This is a genomic window from Paenarthrobacter sp. Y-19 (assembly GCF_029223985.1).
Classification (GTDB): domain Bacteria; phylum Actinomycetota; class Actinomycetes; order Actinomycetales; family Micrococcaceae; genus Arthrobacter; species Arthrobacter nicotinovorans.
The window spans coordinates 1,146,220-1,160,353 of the sequence record NZ_CP119414.1; the positions used below are offsets into that span (position 1 = coordinate 1,146,220).

The 14,134-nt window shown below is 64.5% G+C and carries 11 protein-coding genes; 8 read left to right on the top strand and 3 right to left on the bottom strand.

The window, feature by feature from the left end:
* Positions 1 to 78: 78 nt before the first annotated feature.
* Together PYR64_RS05245 and hutI are read left to right on the top strand one after the other, a co-directional pair.
* Complete coding sequence (locus PYR64_RS05245; protein ID WP_079581030.1) at positions 79 to 1,176, top strand: FAD-dependent oxidoreductase; 1,098 nt, start codon at positions 79 to 81, stop codon at positions 1,174 to 1,176.
* 11 nt (positions 1,177 to 1,187) lie between these two features.
* Positions 1,188 to 2,426, top strand: coding sequence for an imidazolonepropionase (gene hutI, locus PYR64_RS05250; RefSeq protein ID WP_275778765.1), 1,239 nt, complete (start codon positions 1,188 to 1,190; stop codon positions 2,424 to 2,426).
* A gap of 71 nt (positions 2,427 to 2,497) precedes the next feature.
* Here hutI and PYR64_RS05255 read toward each other — a convergent pair whose 3' ends face one another.
* On the bottom strand, positions 2,498 to 6,889 hold the full coding sequence (locus tag PYR64_RS05255; RefSeq protein WP_275778766.1) for an endo-alpha-N-acetylgalactosaminidase family protein: 4,392 nt from the start codon (positions 6,887 to 6,889) through the stop codon (positions 2,498 to 2,500).
* A 274-nt stretch (positions 6,890 to 7,163) separates the two neighbouring features.
* On the opposite strand from PYR64_RS05255, the gene PYR64_RS05260 reads away from it, so the two are divergent.
* From PYR64_RS05260 to PYR64_RS05280, 5 genes are read left to right on the top strand one after another with little or no spacing between them, the layout of a single operon-like run.
* Positions 7,164 to 8,081, top strand: coding sequence for an SIS domain-containing protein (locus PYR64_RS05260; protein WP_018777441.1), 918 nt, complete (start codon positions 7,164 to 7,166; stop codon positions 8,079 to 8,081).
* Between the two features lie 9 nt (positions 8,082 to 8,090).
* Positions 8,091 to 9,026: an ROK family protein gene (locus PYR64_RS05265; RefSeq protein WP_055975061.1), complete on the top strand. Its 936-nt coding sequence runs from the start codon at positions 8,091 to 8,093 to the stop codon at positions 9,024 to 9,026.
* Positions 9,023 to 9,991 carry a hexose kinase gene (locus tag PYR64_RS05270; protein ID WP_018777443.1) on the top strand — a complete coding sequence of 323 codons (969 nt, stop codon included), beginning with the start codon at positions 9,023 to 9,025 and terminating at the stop codon, positions 9,989 to 9,991. Before PYR64_RS05265 ends, PYR64_RS05270 begins: the two co-directional genes overlap by 4 nt.
* Positions 9,973 to 10,827 carry a class II fructose-bisphosphate aldolase gene (locus PYR64_RS05275; RefSeq protein ID WP_079581028.1) on the top strand — a complete coding sequence of 285 codons (855 nt, stop codon included), beginning with the start codon at positions 9,973 to 9,975 and terminating at the stop codon, positions 10,825 to 10,827. The genes PYR64_RS05270 and PYR64_RS05275 overlap by 19 nt, the downstream gene beginning before the upstream one ends.
* A gap of 23 nt (positions 10,828 to 10,850) precedes the next feature.
* Positions 10,851 to 11,642 (top strand): DeoR/GlpR family DNA-binding transcription regulator, encoded by a 792-nt coding sequence (locus PYR64_RS05280; RefSeq protein ID WP_018777445.1) that lies wholly within the window; start codon positions 10,851 to 10,853, stop codon positions 11,640 to 11,642.
* A 9-nt stretch (positions 11,643 to 11,651) separates the two neighbouring features.
* On the opposite strand, the gene PYR64_RS05285 is transcribed toward PYR64_RS05280, so the two are convergent.
* The gene (locus tag PYR64_RS05285) at positions 11,652 to 12,308 is read right to left on the bottom strand and encodes a histidine phosphatase family protein (RefSeq protein WP_275778771.1); all 657 of its coding nucleotides are present in this window, start codon (positions 12,306 to 12,308) and stop codon (positions 11,652 to 11,654) included.
* 86 nt (positions 12,309 to 12,394) lie between these two features.
* Here PYR64_RS05285 and PYR64_RS05290 point away from each other — a divergent pair, with 86 nt between their 5' ends.
* Positions 12,395 to 13,165: a type II CAAX endopeptidase family protein gene (locus tag PYR64_RS05290; RefSeq protein WP_275778773.1), complete on the top strand. Its 771-nt coding sequence runs from the start codon at positions 12,395 to 12,397 to the stop codon at positions 13,163 to 13,165.
* Between the two features lie 141 nt (positions 13,166 to 13,306).
* Here PYR64_RS05290 and PYR64_RS05295 read toward each other — a convergent pair whose 3' ends face one another.
* Complete coding sequence (locus tag PYR64_RS05295; RefSeq protein WP_018777448.1) at positions 13,307 to 13,945, bottom strand: VOC family protein; 639 nt, start codon at positions 13,943 to 13,945, stop codon at positions 13,307 to 13,309.
* Between the last annotated feature and the right edge of the window lie 189 nt (positions 13,946 to 14,134).

Genomic DNA, 14,134 nt, shown 5'->3' on the forward strand with positions numbered 1-14,134 from the left:
AGCGAGCGATCCCGGGAAGCCCGTGGGATGTGAGCGAGGATCGGTGGCGGTTCGGCGGGCTTCTGACAGGATGGATCCATGGCTTCGAATTATGACGTGGTAATCGTTGGTGGCGGTATCGCCGGGCTGTCCTTGGCGGCGGCATTGGCGGGCAAATGCACAGTAGCTCTGGTGGAAGCGGAGCAATCGCTGGCCTTCCACACTTCTTCACGCTCGGCCCGTCAACTGATCCCCAGCTACGGGCCGCCGGTGGTGCAGGAGCTGACTCTCCGGACCTTGGAATTGATGGCCGCCCGCGACGCCCGGGCAACGGAGCCGATCCTCACTCCGCGAGGCTTCATGCTGGTGGGGGATGAGGAGACGGTGAGTGCCGAGGCCAGTGGCAACATGCACCGTATCACCCACGCTGAGGCAATGGACCTGTGCCCTGTCCTCGCCCCGGATTCCTTCACTGCCGCAGGACTCGACAACGGCTCGTTCGGATGTAATGCTCCACTGCTGCTCGACGAACACCGGCGCACCGCAGAGGCCGCAGGCGTGGACATCATCACCGGTGCCAAGGTCCATTCGGCCCAGCGCTTGGGGAGTGGCTGGCAGGTGGGCGCCGGCACCGAAGGGTTCCAGTCCGGCGTCGTGGTGAATGCGGCCGGTGCCTGGGCAGATGAGCTGGCAGTCATCAGCGGCGTGGAGAAGCTGGGGCTTCAGCCGTTCCGGCGGACCGCCGCAATCGTGAACGTCCGGAATCCGCTGACGCCGGAAACGCCTATGGTGTGCGCAGCGGATGATTCCTTCTACTTCCGGCCTGAAGGCAAGCAAGTGCTGATCTCGCCGTCAGAGCACGTTCCCAGCGGTCCGGAAGACGCGAAACCACAGCCCGGGGACGTTGAAAGCCTCATCACCAGGCTCAACAGCGTGACAACGTTGGGCATCCAGTCCGTGGACCGCGCTTGGACCGGCCTGCGGACCGAGGCCGCCGACGGCATCCCGGCGGTGGGATTCGACGCCGAAGCACCCGGCTTCTTCTGGCTCGCCGGACAGGGCGGCTACGGTTTCCAGACGTCCTCTGCCATCGCTGAACTGGCTGCGGCCCTCATCCTTGGCACCGTCGAGGCGGAGAGTCCGGAATCCCGGACAGCGGAGCAACTCGCGGCCACCCGTTGGTCCATCCGGCGCTGAACAATAGGCATATGAGCGGAACCACACCAGCCAGCACACTCATTACCAACATCGGCGAGCTGATGACCCAGGACCTGGAGCACCGGGTCCTCACGGATGCGGCCATCGTCTTTGAAGGCGAACGGATTTCCTGGATCGGGTCCCGCCAGGACGCTCCGGCCGCCGATGAAAAAGTCGACGCCGAAGGCCGCGCCGTCCTGCCTGGCTGGGTCGATTCGCATTCCCATCTTGTCTTCGCGGGGGACCGCACCGCCGAGTTCGAGGCCCGCATGGCCGGGCAGAGCTACAGCGCGGGCGGCATCGCCGTGACCACGGGAGCTACGCGCAGCGTCAGCGACGATGAACTCAGCCGCCTCGTGCGGGACCGGGTCAAAGAGGCGGTCTCCCAGGGGACCACCTACTTGGAGAGCAAGACGGGCTACGGGCTGGACGTGGACAACGAAGCCCGCAGCGCCAGGATCGCCGCGGCCGAGGTCGACGAGGTCACGTACCTCGGCGCGCACCTGGTCCCCGCCGGTTCGGACCCTGAGGAGTACACGGACCTGGTCTGCGGTGCCATGCTCGACGCCGTCCTCCCGCACGTCCGCTGGGCAGACGTCTTCTGCGAGCGCGGCGCTTTCACCGAAGACCAGTCCCGTCGCGTCCTGACGGCGGCCCGCAACGCAGGTCTCGGCCTGCGGGTCCACGGCAACCAGCTCGGCGAGGGGCCGGGTGTGGCGCTGGCCGTGGAGTTCGCGGCTGCGAGTGTGGACCACGTGAACTATCTTTCGGACAAGGACATCGCAGCCCTCGCGGAAACCTGGACCGGCTGGGACGCCGCTACAGGCCAGGGAGCACGGGGCACGGTTGCCACCTGCCTTCCGGCTTGCGATCTCTCCACCCGCCAGCCTTTGGCGCCTGGGCGTGAATTGATCGACGCCGGCGTGCAGATCGCGCTGGCGGCCAACTGCAACCCTGGAACGTCGTACACCACGTCCATGGCTTTCTGCGTCACCACAGCGGTTCTCCAGATGCACTTGAGCGTCCACGAGGCCGTCCGCGCGGCGACGTACGGCGGCGCCTTGGCGTTGGGCCGGGAGTCCGGGAACGACGTCGACGCCGAACGGGCGGTGGGTTCGCTCGCCGTCGGCCACCGGGCTGACCTGCACATGCTGAAGGCACCGTCGGCGACCCACCTGGCGTACCGTCCCGGAGTTCCGTTGACGCACTCGGTGTGGCGGGCGGGCGTGCGCGTTCCAGGACAACAGTAAAGAAGGGCGGTGTTCCGGTAGGAACACCGCCCTTCTTTACTGGTGCGTGGAAAGACTGAGGCGCGAAGGGACTATGCGCAGCTGAACTTCGCGTCCGCCCAATCACCCCAGTCGTCGCCGGCGTCGTCACCGTTCCTGTCGGCGATCAGTTCGACGTTCTGGACTCCCGTGATGTCCACGTTGAGGGGAAGTGCTGCAGAGTCGGCGCTGAGAACGGGAGTCCGCAGCAGTTCACGTCCGTCGCCCTTCACGATGAAGACCACCGAGCCGTGCAGGCCCTTGTTCAGCTTCGCGTCGTCCACTCCCGCCACGGCGGTGAAGGCGGTGCATTTTGCTTCGGTGGCGATGCTGATCTTCGAGTCGGCGTGGACGCCGATTCCCTTGGGGTAGACGACGCCGTCAAGCCGCAATGCGGGTCCGTCACCGGCGTTCTGCTCACCGTTGGCCCTGTCCCTTTCCGCTGGACCCCAACCGTTGATGCTGCCGATCCAGGGCAGGTCGGAGGCGAACACGGTGCCTTGCAGGACGGGTGCGGGCGGTTCCTGGGACGTGGACGAGCACGTGAACCTGGCATCAGCCCAGTCGGCGTGGTCGTTGCCGTTGGAGTCGCCGGCGTCGTCAGCTACGAGTTCCACGTACTGGGCGCCGGTGACATCAACGGTGAGCGGCAGGGGAGCGCTGGTGGCTCCCAGGACGGGGGTTGTGACCTTGGTTGTCCCGTCAGCCACCACGGAGAACTTCACGCTGCCCCGCGTCGGCTGGGCATCATCAATGCCGACTGTTGCGGTAAAGGCGGTGCAGTAGCCGCCAAGGTAGTAGCGGATGTTGCCGTTGGCGTGTGCGCCAAGTCCCTTCGCGAAGACGGTGCCGTTCAGCGTCAGCGGGGTGCCGTCGCCGGCCCCGGTTCCGCCGTTGGACTGGTCCTTTTCAACAGGGCCCCAGCCGTTGGTGGCGCTGACCCATGGGTGGTCGCTGGCGAACACTGTGGCCTGCGGCGGTTTGGGCAGTGTCCGGACAGTGGTGGTGGTGCCGATGGTCCGGCCGCCTACCGGGTTGTTGCCCGATGCTGCGGCGGTGTAACCGGCCTTGGCCGTGATGGGGTAGTCGCCGTCCGCGGACGCGGGTGCCGTGATCTTCCAGGTGGTGGTGAGGGTGCCACCGGCGGGCAGGGTTGCTGCCGTGGCCGGCGTGGACGGTGTCGCGGTCCATCCCTCGGGAAGCTCAAGCGCAACGGCGAGGTCGCTGATGGCCGCCGGTTCGTCGGAGATAAACGTGGTGACGAAGTCCTGTGCCTTGCCCTGCTGGACCACGTCGCCTTGAAGTCCGGCGGTGAGTTGCGCACACGCCGGAACGGCTTCCGAGGTACCGAGGTCCTCCACCAGGAAGTTGTCCAGCGTGAAGTCCGATCCGTTGGCGCTGCCCGTACGCTGCAAGCCCACGAAGTAGTCACCGCAGAAGCCGGTGTCGAGGATCTGCTCGAACCGCGTGGTGGTGGTTTTCGCGTCGATGGCCTGGCTGCCCGTCACTGCGGGGCCCGCCTGCGAGTCGTAGCCGGAAACCCAGGCGTATTGCCCGGCCTTGGAGTTCTGGTAGTCGAAGGACACCTTGTACTTGCGGCCGGCCTGGAACGGAACGCCCGCCTCGGTGGTGCGGTACACCATGCCCGGTCCGCCGTCAGGGGCGGTGTTTTCGTCGTGCGCGATCAGGGACCATGTGCCGTCCAGGACTTCATCGATCACATTGGTGTCCCAGCCCTTCTGGGTGAAGGGCTCGTTGCGCTCGGTGATGTGAGTCCGGGGGTCCGTTGAGCCGCCGGCGTTGCCCTTCACGAAGGGTCCCCAGCCTTGGTCCACGTTCTCGAAGTCTTCGCTGAGCACGCCGGTGGTGGCCACCCGGGCGGTCTTGACCGCCCGGAAGTCGTCGACGCGCACTGTGGCGTCGCCGTCGGCGGCTTTGACGGAAACAGTGGCCTTCGTGTTGTTCCGCGGCACATCAACCAGTACCCGCACGCGCTGGAACGAGGTCCCGTGCTTCTCGTCGCCGGCCACGTAGTTTTCTGCGTTGGATGAATCGATGGTGGTGCTTTCGGTCTTGCCGTTGATCTCGACAGAGAGGGTGGTGGGCCGGGCCTTGCCGGGCTGGATTTCAACCCAGGCGCTGACGGATTGGGTTCCGGCGTCCAGCTTGACGTCCTGGCTGATCGACGACGGCGTTGCCCCCATCTCGGCGAAGCGGCGGCCCTTGTCGTCGCGCACCTGGGTGACGTTGCCCGTGGGGTTCCAGGGGGAGAGGTCGGCGCCGTTGAAACCGGGATCGTTGAAGGCTGTGCCTTCGCCGAAGTCCGCCTTCTTGGGGAGCGCGTTGTTCTTGGTCGTGAGGACGTAGGGCTGCTTCGGGTCCGCGGTGACGGTGACCTGGCCGTTGACTACCGGTACATCAGCGACCTTCACTCGTCCGTTGTCGGTCAGTTTGAACATTTCCAGCGATGATGACTTGGCGAATTCCTCCGTGAGCGTCCAGGTGCTGGCGCCACCGGCGGGGTTGTAGTGGTAGAGCTTGTCGGCCTTGCCGTTTTCCTTGGAGGACCACGGCAGCAGGTAGCTTCCGCCTTGCAGCACGGAGGTTCCGGCGACGGTGATGTTGCGTTCCTCCGCGGTGTTTCCGGTGACGGCCACGGCATCGGCGAGGTCGATCCGGTCTGGTGTCCATTTGGTGATCTGGTGGTGCTGCAGGAACTTCGCCAGGAGGTTGGCTGTCCAGACATTCTCACTGAAGGCGTTGAAGTCGTTCTGCCCGGTCCAGCCTTCGAACTCCACGATGTGGCTCACGCCGAGCTTGGGGTCCGGGTTCCACACGTCTGATTGGGTGTTGTTGATGAAGCGCAGGATCTGGGAGTTGACGCCTTTGTTGGTGGAGCCACCGTACTTCTCATCGTTGGCCCAGTGGGACCACGTGTTGTTGCGGGACAGATGGTCGGCCCACTCCGAGCCGACACGGAAGCCGTTCTTGACCAGTTCCTGCTGCAGCTTCTCGGCAAGCCAGCCGAACTCGTAGTAGACGTCCACGTACACGAAGTCCAGGTTTTTGTCCGTGGCTTCGCGGAGTTCTTTGATGCGCTGGGCGAGCTTGCCGGAGTTGATGTCCTGGCGCTGGTTGATGTAGTAGGACTGGTCCAGCCAGTTCCAGCCGAGTCCCTTGTCGGCGCGCAACAGGTCTTCGCTGAAGGACTTCGCTTCGGGGTAGATCTCTGTGGCGTTGATGTGGACGCCGAAGCTGGCGTTCCAGTCTTTGCCCTCCTTCACCAAAGTGTTGAGGTCCTCCAGGCCGCCTGCGCGGGTGTTGAAGTTGTTTCCGTAATCGGTGTTGGCCGAGTCGTGGCCTTCGCTGGTGTAGCCCTTGAGCATGGCCACCTGGCCCAGTCCGTCCGTTGCCAGGGAGATGCGTTTGACGTCGTCCAAAGTGCGGAGGAACGGGTGGGTTGCCTGCGAGGCGAAGTTGAAGGGGATATGGGTGATCACGTTGTCCGGGGTCTGTTCGCCCTTGTTGGCGGACACCTGGATGGATCTCATGGCGATGGCCGCATCCTGCCAGTCCACGCCGCCATCGGCATTCGCATCGGTGGTGATGGCAACCCGGGTCCAGGGAAGTTCCTCCGTAGTGGTGGAACCATCGGCACGGTACAGCCACTGGCCGCTGGCGATGCCCATGGCCACCCCGCCGGCGCCGTCGCTGACGGCCTGGCGCCAGAAGCGTCCCTTGTCTTTCGCTCCCGGGCCGGAGGAAGTGTCGTAGAGGGCGTTTGATTCGACGGCGGCACCCAGTGCGGCGGTGTTGGCCAGCGCGTACGCGGAGCTTTTGGGTGCAGTATCCAGGGGCGTAGCTGCAGTAACGGGCGTGAATTCGTCTCCGCTGACGCTTCGGTCGACGGACAGATTGGCTGTGGAGATCTGGGCCCCGGCCTGGGTGGAACCTACAGTGACCAGGTTCAGCCGGGGGAGTTGAAGGGTCTTCACGAGGTGGTCCGCGGAGTCCTTGATTTCCGTGACGTTGAAGGACACCACATTCTTCTTGACGGAGAGCCGCGCCTTGATCACGGTGTTGCCGAAATCGGGCACGGTGAGGACGTAATCCCGGGCATCCTTTCCGGAGGCCGTGGACGTTCCGCTGACATTGAACTCCACTCCGTTGAGGGTGATGGTGTTCAACCGGGCCGGGGTGCCGTCGAGGCGGGCCTTGGTGGCGGTGTCGGTGTAGCCGAGGACTTGGGGGAAGGTGGTGGCGATGTCCACGGCGAGGCTGCCGGAGGTGATGGTGGCGGCTTCAGCGGCGCTGACGAGCTCGGCAGGCAGGACCAGGGGGCTTGCGGTGGCGGGCTGGATGGCCATCAAGCCCAGCGAGGATGAGGCGACGACACAGGCCAAACTCAACGAGGCGAGGCGTCTGGGGGATGATAAGCGGGGCATGATGCTCCTTATTGATTATTCCGAGTGAGTAATAATCACTTTCTTGCGGACTCATCCAAGCCTGCTGCACGAACAAGAACATGACAAGAGTTAACAGGTAGTTAACTTAAAAGCACACGCAAGAACATGATTGCGGCGTGGGTGGGACCTCTTCCGTCATGAGCGGCAAATGAGCAGTCTTCTCCAGTAGATGATCCTTGTGAGATCGAAAATGATCGTTTAGTGTTTCTATAGATCAAAAAACGTCATTACTTGAGCGGGAGCGAAACACACGATGAGCGAGAACATACTGGGTGCCTTCATGGAGGAAGAGCTGGTTTCCCAGCCTGTCGTATGGCAGCGCGCCGTTGAGCAGGCCCGCAGCGAAGACCTGCTTCCCGCAGATGGAAAACGCATCGCCGTCATTGGCTGCGGCACGTCATGGTTCATGGCCCAAAGCTACGCAGCTGCCCGCGAATCCGCAGGCAAAGGGGTCACGGACGCCTTTGCGGCCTCCGAGGCTTTCCTTAACAGCAACAGTGCGGACCGTCAGTACGACGCCGTCGTGGCCATCACGCGCTCCGGCACCACCACCGAAGTGCTGGAGATCCTCGCCGCGCTGAAGGGCATCGTCCCCACCGTCGCGATCATCGGAGACACCACCTCGCCCATCATCGAACTGGCCGACACCGTGATCGGCCTCCAGTATGCCGACGAGCGCTCCGTGGTGCAGACCCGTTTCGCCACCACCGCGCTGGTGTACATGCTGACCAGCCTCGACATCGACGTGCAGCAGGCCATCGCCGATGCCCGCGACGCCGTGTCCGCTCCGGTCCCGCAGGAACTCCTGGACGCCGAGCAATTCACTTTCCTCGGCACGGGATGGACGGTAGGGCTGGCCCACGAGGCCGGCCTCAAGATGCGCGAAGCCGTCCAAGGCTGGACCGAGTCCTACCCGGCCATGGAATACCGCCACGGTCCGATCTCCATCGCCGCTCCCGGCCGGGTTACCTGGTTGTTTGGCACCCAGCCCGAAGGACTGGACCAGGACATGGCCGCCACCGGCGCCCTCTACCTCCACACGGACAAGCACCCCCTGGCCGAGCTCGCCCGGGTCCATAAGGTCACCCTCGAGCGTGCACGGGTCCGTGGCTTGAACCCGGACCTGCCGCGCAACCTGACCCGCTCGGTCATTCTCGACGCCTCCGCCTAGGTACACGTCATGGTTCTCGGAGCCGCAGAATCACCGGTGCTGTCCTTCGATGTTGGCGGGACCGACATCAAAGCCGGTTTGGTGGATGCCAAGGGCGTGGTGCTGGGTATGCGCCGCGTCCCCACGCCACTGGACCCGGCACGTCCTGGCGAAGCCGTCGTTGAGCGGCTGGCAGAGCTCGCCGCCGAGCTGGCTGCCGAGTTCCCGGGCACCCCTGCCAAAGCCGCCGGAATCATCGTCCCCGGCATTGTCGACTCGGTGGCAGGGGTGGGCGTTTACTCGGCCAACCTCGGATGGCGGAACTTTCCCTTCACGGCCGAAGCCGAAAGGCGTCTCGGGATTCCGGTGGCCTTCGACCACGACGTCCGCTCCGCCGCTGCCGTTGAGCACGCGCTGGGGGGCTCCAGGGAGTTCAGCGACGTTGTGGTCATGGTGGTGGGCACCGGCATCGCGGCCGCAGTCTTCTCCGGAGGCAAAGCCGTTACTGCCGGGGGTTTCGCCGGAGAACTCGGCCACGCGCAGGTTCCGGATCCCGACGCCGGTCCCGGCGGCACCGCGGCCACCATCCTGGAAGCCGTCGGTTCCGCCGGGGGCATCGCAAAGCGCTACCACCGGAAGTCGGGAAACAAGGTCAACGGCGCCCGCAGCGTGCTGCTCAGGGCAAAGTCCGGCGACGCCCTGGCAGAACGCGTATGGGCAGAGGCGATGGACGCGCTCGCCTTCACCATCTGCCAATGCGTCAACATCATCGGCACCGAAGCGGTGGTGATCGGTGGAGGCCTCGCCGAGGCCGGTGAGGACCTCCTGCAGCCCCTGCGCGCCCGGGTTGATCAGACCCTGGATTTCCAACGCCGCCCCCATCTGATCCGTGCCCAGCTGGGTCAGGACGCAGGCCTGCTCGGTGCCGCCCACAACGCACGCAAGCTGCTGGGAGCCGGACAATGAAGCGAGCCAACGTGAACCGCATCATCACAGTCACGCCGAACCCTGCCATCGACATGACGTACACCGTCCACGGCATCACTGAAGGCGCCAGCCACCGCGTCCCCACTCCCATCAGCCGTGCCGGGGGCAAAGGCATCAACGTTGCCCGTGTGACGCACCAACTCGGATACCCGGTGCTGGCCATAGCGCCCACAGGCGGTGCCGCGGGCCAGACCCTGGCGGCCGAACTCTGGACCAGCGGAGTGCCGCACATCCTGGTGGGGGTCGCTGCAGAGACGCGCCGCAGCATTGCCCTGGTGGACACCGTGGGCGGCGAAACGTCCATCTTCAACGAGGAAGGCCAGGCGCTGCTTCCCGATGAGTGGCGCTCCCTGCGCACCGCCGTCGCTGAAGCCGTCACCGGAAACCGCAATCTCCCCGCCTCCGTGCTGGTCGGTTCCGGCAGCCTGCCTCCCGGCGCTCCCGCTGACTTCTACCCGGAGCTGGTCCGTCTGGCTCACGACGCCGGCATTCCCGCCATCATCGATACCTCCGGTCCCGGGATCATCGCCGCAGCCAAGGCCGGCGCGGACATCCTCAAGCCGAACCACCATGAACTCGCCGAAGCCACGGGGGAGTCCAGCCTCCAGGCTGCGGCGCTTTCCTTGATCGACATGGGCGCCCGCACTGTGCTGGTGAGCGCCGGAGCGGACGGCATGCTCGCCTTCGACCACGCCGCCCCCGGCGGTTATTGGAGTGCGCGCTTGCCTGAGTCGCTCAGCGGCAACCCCACAGGGGCGGGCGACGCCGGTGTGGCGGCTGCCGCCGTCGCGCTCGCCGAAGGCATCACCGAGCCGCGCGAGATTCTTCGCCGTGCCACCGCCTGGTCCGCAGCAGCCGTGCTCATGCCGGCAGCAGGCGAGATCTCGCCGCGGTACCAGGAACTGCAGGACCAACTGATCGTGACATGGAAGGAGACCCGGTGACCCTGGTCAACACGCGGGAACTGATGGACAAGGCAGCTGCCGCCGGCACCGGCCAAGGCGCGTTCAATGTCATCCACATTGAAACTGCGGAGGGCCTGGTGGGAGGTGCCGAGGCCGCCGGCGTTCCGCTGATTCTCCAAATCTCCGAGAACTGCGCCAAGTACCACGGCGGCCTGGAACCCATCGCGTCCGCAGCGCTTGCGATCGCGCGTTCGGCCTCCGTGCCGGTGGCCCTCCACCTCGACCACGCCGAGTCCGAAGACCTGGCGCTCGCCGCCGTCGACCTCGGGTTCGGTTCCGTGATGTACGACGGCGCCCACTTGCCTTATGAGTGGAACGTTGAGGTCACGCGCCGCGTCGCCAAATACGCGCACGAGCGCGGTGTGTACGTTGAGGCCGAGCTCGGAAAAGTTGGAGGCAAGGACGGAGCCCACGCACCGGGTGTCAGGACCGACCCGTCCGAGGCCCGGGATTTCGTTGAGGCCACGGAAGTGGACGCACTCGCTGTGGCCGTCGGTTCGTCCCACGCCATGACGGAGCGCAGCGCAGCGCTGGACCTGCACCTGATCACCCGCCTGAAGTCCGCCGTTGGAAAACCACTGGTTCTTCATGGCTCATCCGGTGTCACAGATGAGATGCTCGTATCCGCTATCGGCGCTGGTATGACTAAGATCAACGTATCCACACATTTGAACGGGTTCTTCACCCGCGCCGTCCGTGAGTACCTCGCTGCCAACCCCGCAGTGGTGGATTCCCGGAAGTACATCAAGGCCGGCCGGGAGGCCCTGGTGCTGGAGTCGGCACGTATGCTGACGCTGTTCGCCAAAGCGAAATAGCCGGAAACCGCGAAAGGCTTGTCATGACCCGCACCGATCGGCTGACCGCCATCCTCGATCTCCTGGCCGAATCCGGCCACGTGGAAGTCGAGGACATCGTGACGCGTCTAGGCGTGTCACCTGCCACGGCCCGCAGGGATCTGGACAGCCTCGCCAAGCAGCGGCTGCTGAGCCGCACCAGGGGAGGCGCCACGACGGGATCGGTGGCATACGACCTTCCCGGACGATACAACCGTGACGACCACGCCGAGGCCAAGCAGGAAATTGCGCTCGCGGCCTCCGCGCTGATCCGTCCTGGAGCGGTCATAGGGCTGAGCGGCGGAACCACCAACACCGCCTTGGCCCAGCTCCTGTCCACCCGCGAAGACCTCAACGCACCGTCGAACAGGCCCACGCTTACCGTGGTGACCAATGCAATCAACATCGCCTCCCAACTGGCGGTGCGCCCCAACATCAAGATCATGGTCACCGGCGGCATCCTGAACCCGCGGTCCTATGAGCTGGTGGGACCGTACACAGACGTGATCATGCAAAAGGTCGCCTTGGACATCGCCTTCATTGGCGTCAACGGCGTAGACCCGGACCTCGGCCCCACCATCACTGACGAGGGCGAAGCCATGGTGAACACCGTGATGGCACGCCGAGCCACGGAATCCTACGTGGTAGCCGATTCCTCAAAGGTGCGCCGGCGCTCTTTTGCCGCCATGGCCGGCTACGACTTCAGGCACCTCATCACCGATTCCGGGATCAGCCCCGACGACAAAGCGGCGTTCGAAGCCAACGGCACGGAAGTCATCGTCGCACCGGCAGGCTGACGGGGACCCCTAGAACCGCATCCGCGGGGCGTGGAGCACCGAATCGTCCACATCCCTGGGCACCCACTGGCTGAACGGCAGATCCAGGCTGTACTGGTCGTCGTCGTTCTTGACCAGCGTGCGCAGCTCAGCGTTGCCCGGATTGTTGAGCGACTCAAAGTACTCCACCGTCCAGTGGAACCATCGCATGCAGAACAGCCGCATCGTCAGCCCGTGCGTCACCAACAGGGTGTTCGGTGCGTACGTGGGCTTCTGCCAGTGCCGGTAAAGCGTCTCCATGAAGGAAGACACCCGGTCGTAGACGTCCGAGCCTGATTCGCCTTCGCGGAAACGGTAGAAGAAGTGGCCGTAGACGTTCCTGAGTTCCTTCTGGTCCTCAATGTCCCCGGCGATCTGGAAATTGGCCCAGTCCTGCTCACGGAGCCGCGGCTCCTCGATGACACGCTCAATCAGGGACCCCAGGTTGAGGGCTTCCAGCGTCTGGTAGGCGCGCAAATAGGGGGAAACATAGACGCAGACCTGCTGCCCGTCGAGTTTGCGCCGCAGGTCCTCGCCGGCCAACCGGGCCTCCTGGACGCCCTGGTCCGTCAGCGGAATCCGATAATCCGGCACGCGGTTGTAGATGGACGTGTCGGCGTTCGCGGCGGACTGTCCGTGCCGGATCATGAATATTCTCTCTGGGGCACCCATCCCACCAAGCATAGGGCGGCGGTTCCCGGCAAAGAGGCAGGAACTGCGGGCAAGATAGGTACATGTTCCTTGCTTCCCGTCGCCGGCTGCGCGCCGAAGTGCTCATTGTCCTGGGCCTTTCCCTGGGCCAGTCGGCTGTCTACTCCGTGGTGCAGCTGCTCGACAAGATGACGCGGGCGCCGCTGGCTGATGCAACGTCCACGCTGAACAGGTCCCAGAGCACCCGCGAATATTTCGATCTCACGTACCAGCTTCTGGATATCCTGTTCGCCCTGGTGCCCGTGGCGCTGGTGTTCTACTTCCTGTCCACGCACGTCCAGGCCACCAGGGACGGTGAAGGTTCGGCGTTCGCCCGGCTCGGCTTCAACCTGGCCCGCCCCGGCAAGGATCTGCTTCAGGGCCTGGGCCTCGCGGCGCTTATCGGCATACCGTCCCTTGGCCTCTACGCGGCCGGCCGGGCGCTGGGAATCACCACTGCCATTGTGCCCAGCGGCCTGGATGCCTACTGGTGGACGGTTCCCGTGCTGATTCTCTCCGCCGTGCGACACGCCATTGTGGAAGAAGTGATTGTGGTGGGGTATCTCCTGGACCGCTTCGGCAAGTTCGGCTGGAGCGTTCCGGCGGGCATCATCGTCAGCGCCCTCCTTCGCGGGAGTTACCACCTCTACCAGGGCTTTGGCCCGTTCATCGGCAATGTGGTGATGGGCCTGGTCTTTGGGTGGATCTACACCAAGACCAAGAGGGTGATGCCCTTGGTGATTGCCCATGCCCTGTTGGACATTGTGGCGTTCGTTGGATTCAGCCTGTTCGGCAAAGCGGTGGGCCTGGGCTGAGCAGCCGTGAAAGCCGTTGCAGCCGTTAAAAGTATCCGGCCGCCATCGGTGGGTGACGTCATTGGCACCCGCTGATGGCGGCCGAAGCATTGTTTGGACAGCGGTGTCCAGGGCCGGGACCAGCCCGGATCAGGGGAACGGTCAGATGGTGACGGCTCCGGAGGCGGTTTCGAAAGTGACGGCCATGATGCCCGGCGTGCCGCGTGGTGCTATCCACTGGACCGCGACGTCCTCGAGAGGCTTCTCCACTGGCTCGCCCAGCCATTCGGTCACGCGTTCGGCGGAACCTGCGATCGTGAGGCTGGACATCTTCACATCGCTCTCGTACACCTTGGACGGGTGAAGTGAGGGGTCGCCCTCCCACTTGAGCAGGTACGGCACCTGGGGATCGGCGATCAAGCCGAGGATGCCGATCTGCTGCCACACCAGTTCGCGGCCGTCAGGGAACTTGCGGTTGCCCGGGACTGCTGCGCGGCCGAGGCGTTCCTCAAACGGGGCGAGGTCGTCAACTGCCACGCACCAGCCCATCCAACCGCCGCCGGCGGCTGAGCGTGCACGGACAGCTTGGCCGAAGGGTGCTTTGTCGGAAGCAGGGTGGTCCAGGACCTCCACGACTTCCAGGTACTTGTTATCCGCAAGGGGAATGATCATGTTCCGGGTGCCGAAGCGCGGGTGCACTCCGCCCCGGACTGCGTCCACTCCCAGAGCCGCGGAAATTCGTTCGGTAGTGGCCAAGAGGCCATCTCGTTCACAGGCGTAAGAGACGTGATCCATGCGCATGGCTTCATCTTGGCACTTTGTGATCGGTGTCTCAGCTAAGCCAACCCTAACTAAGGTGGGATCTCGCGACGGGCGTCATGGAAGGTCGCAAAAGAGCCCATATATTCTGCTGGCGTCACAAAGCTGTCCAAGGACCCGGACACTTCCTAGACTGGCCGCAGCTTCCTTCCCGCAGCTATTCCGCCGACC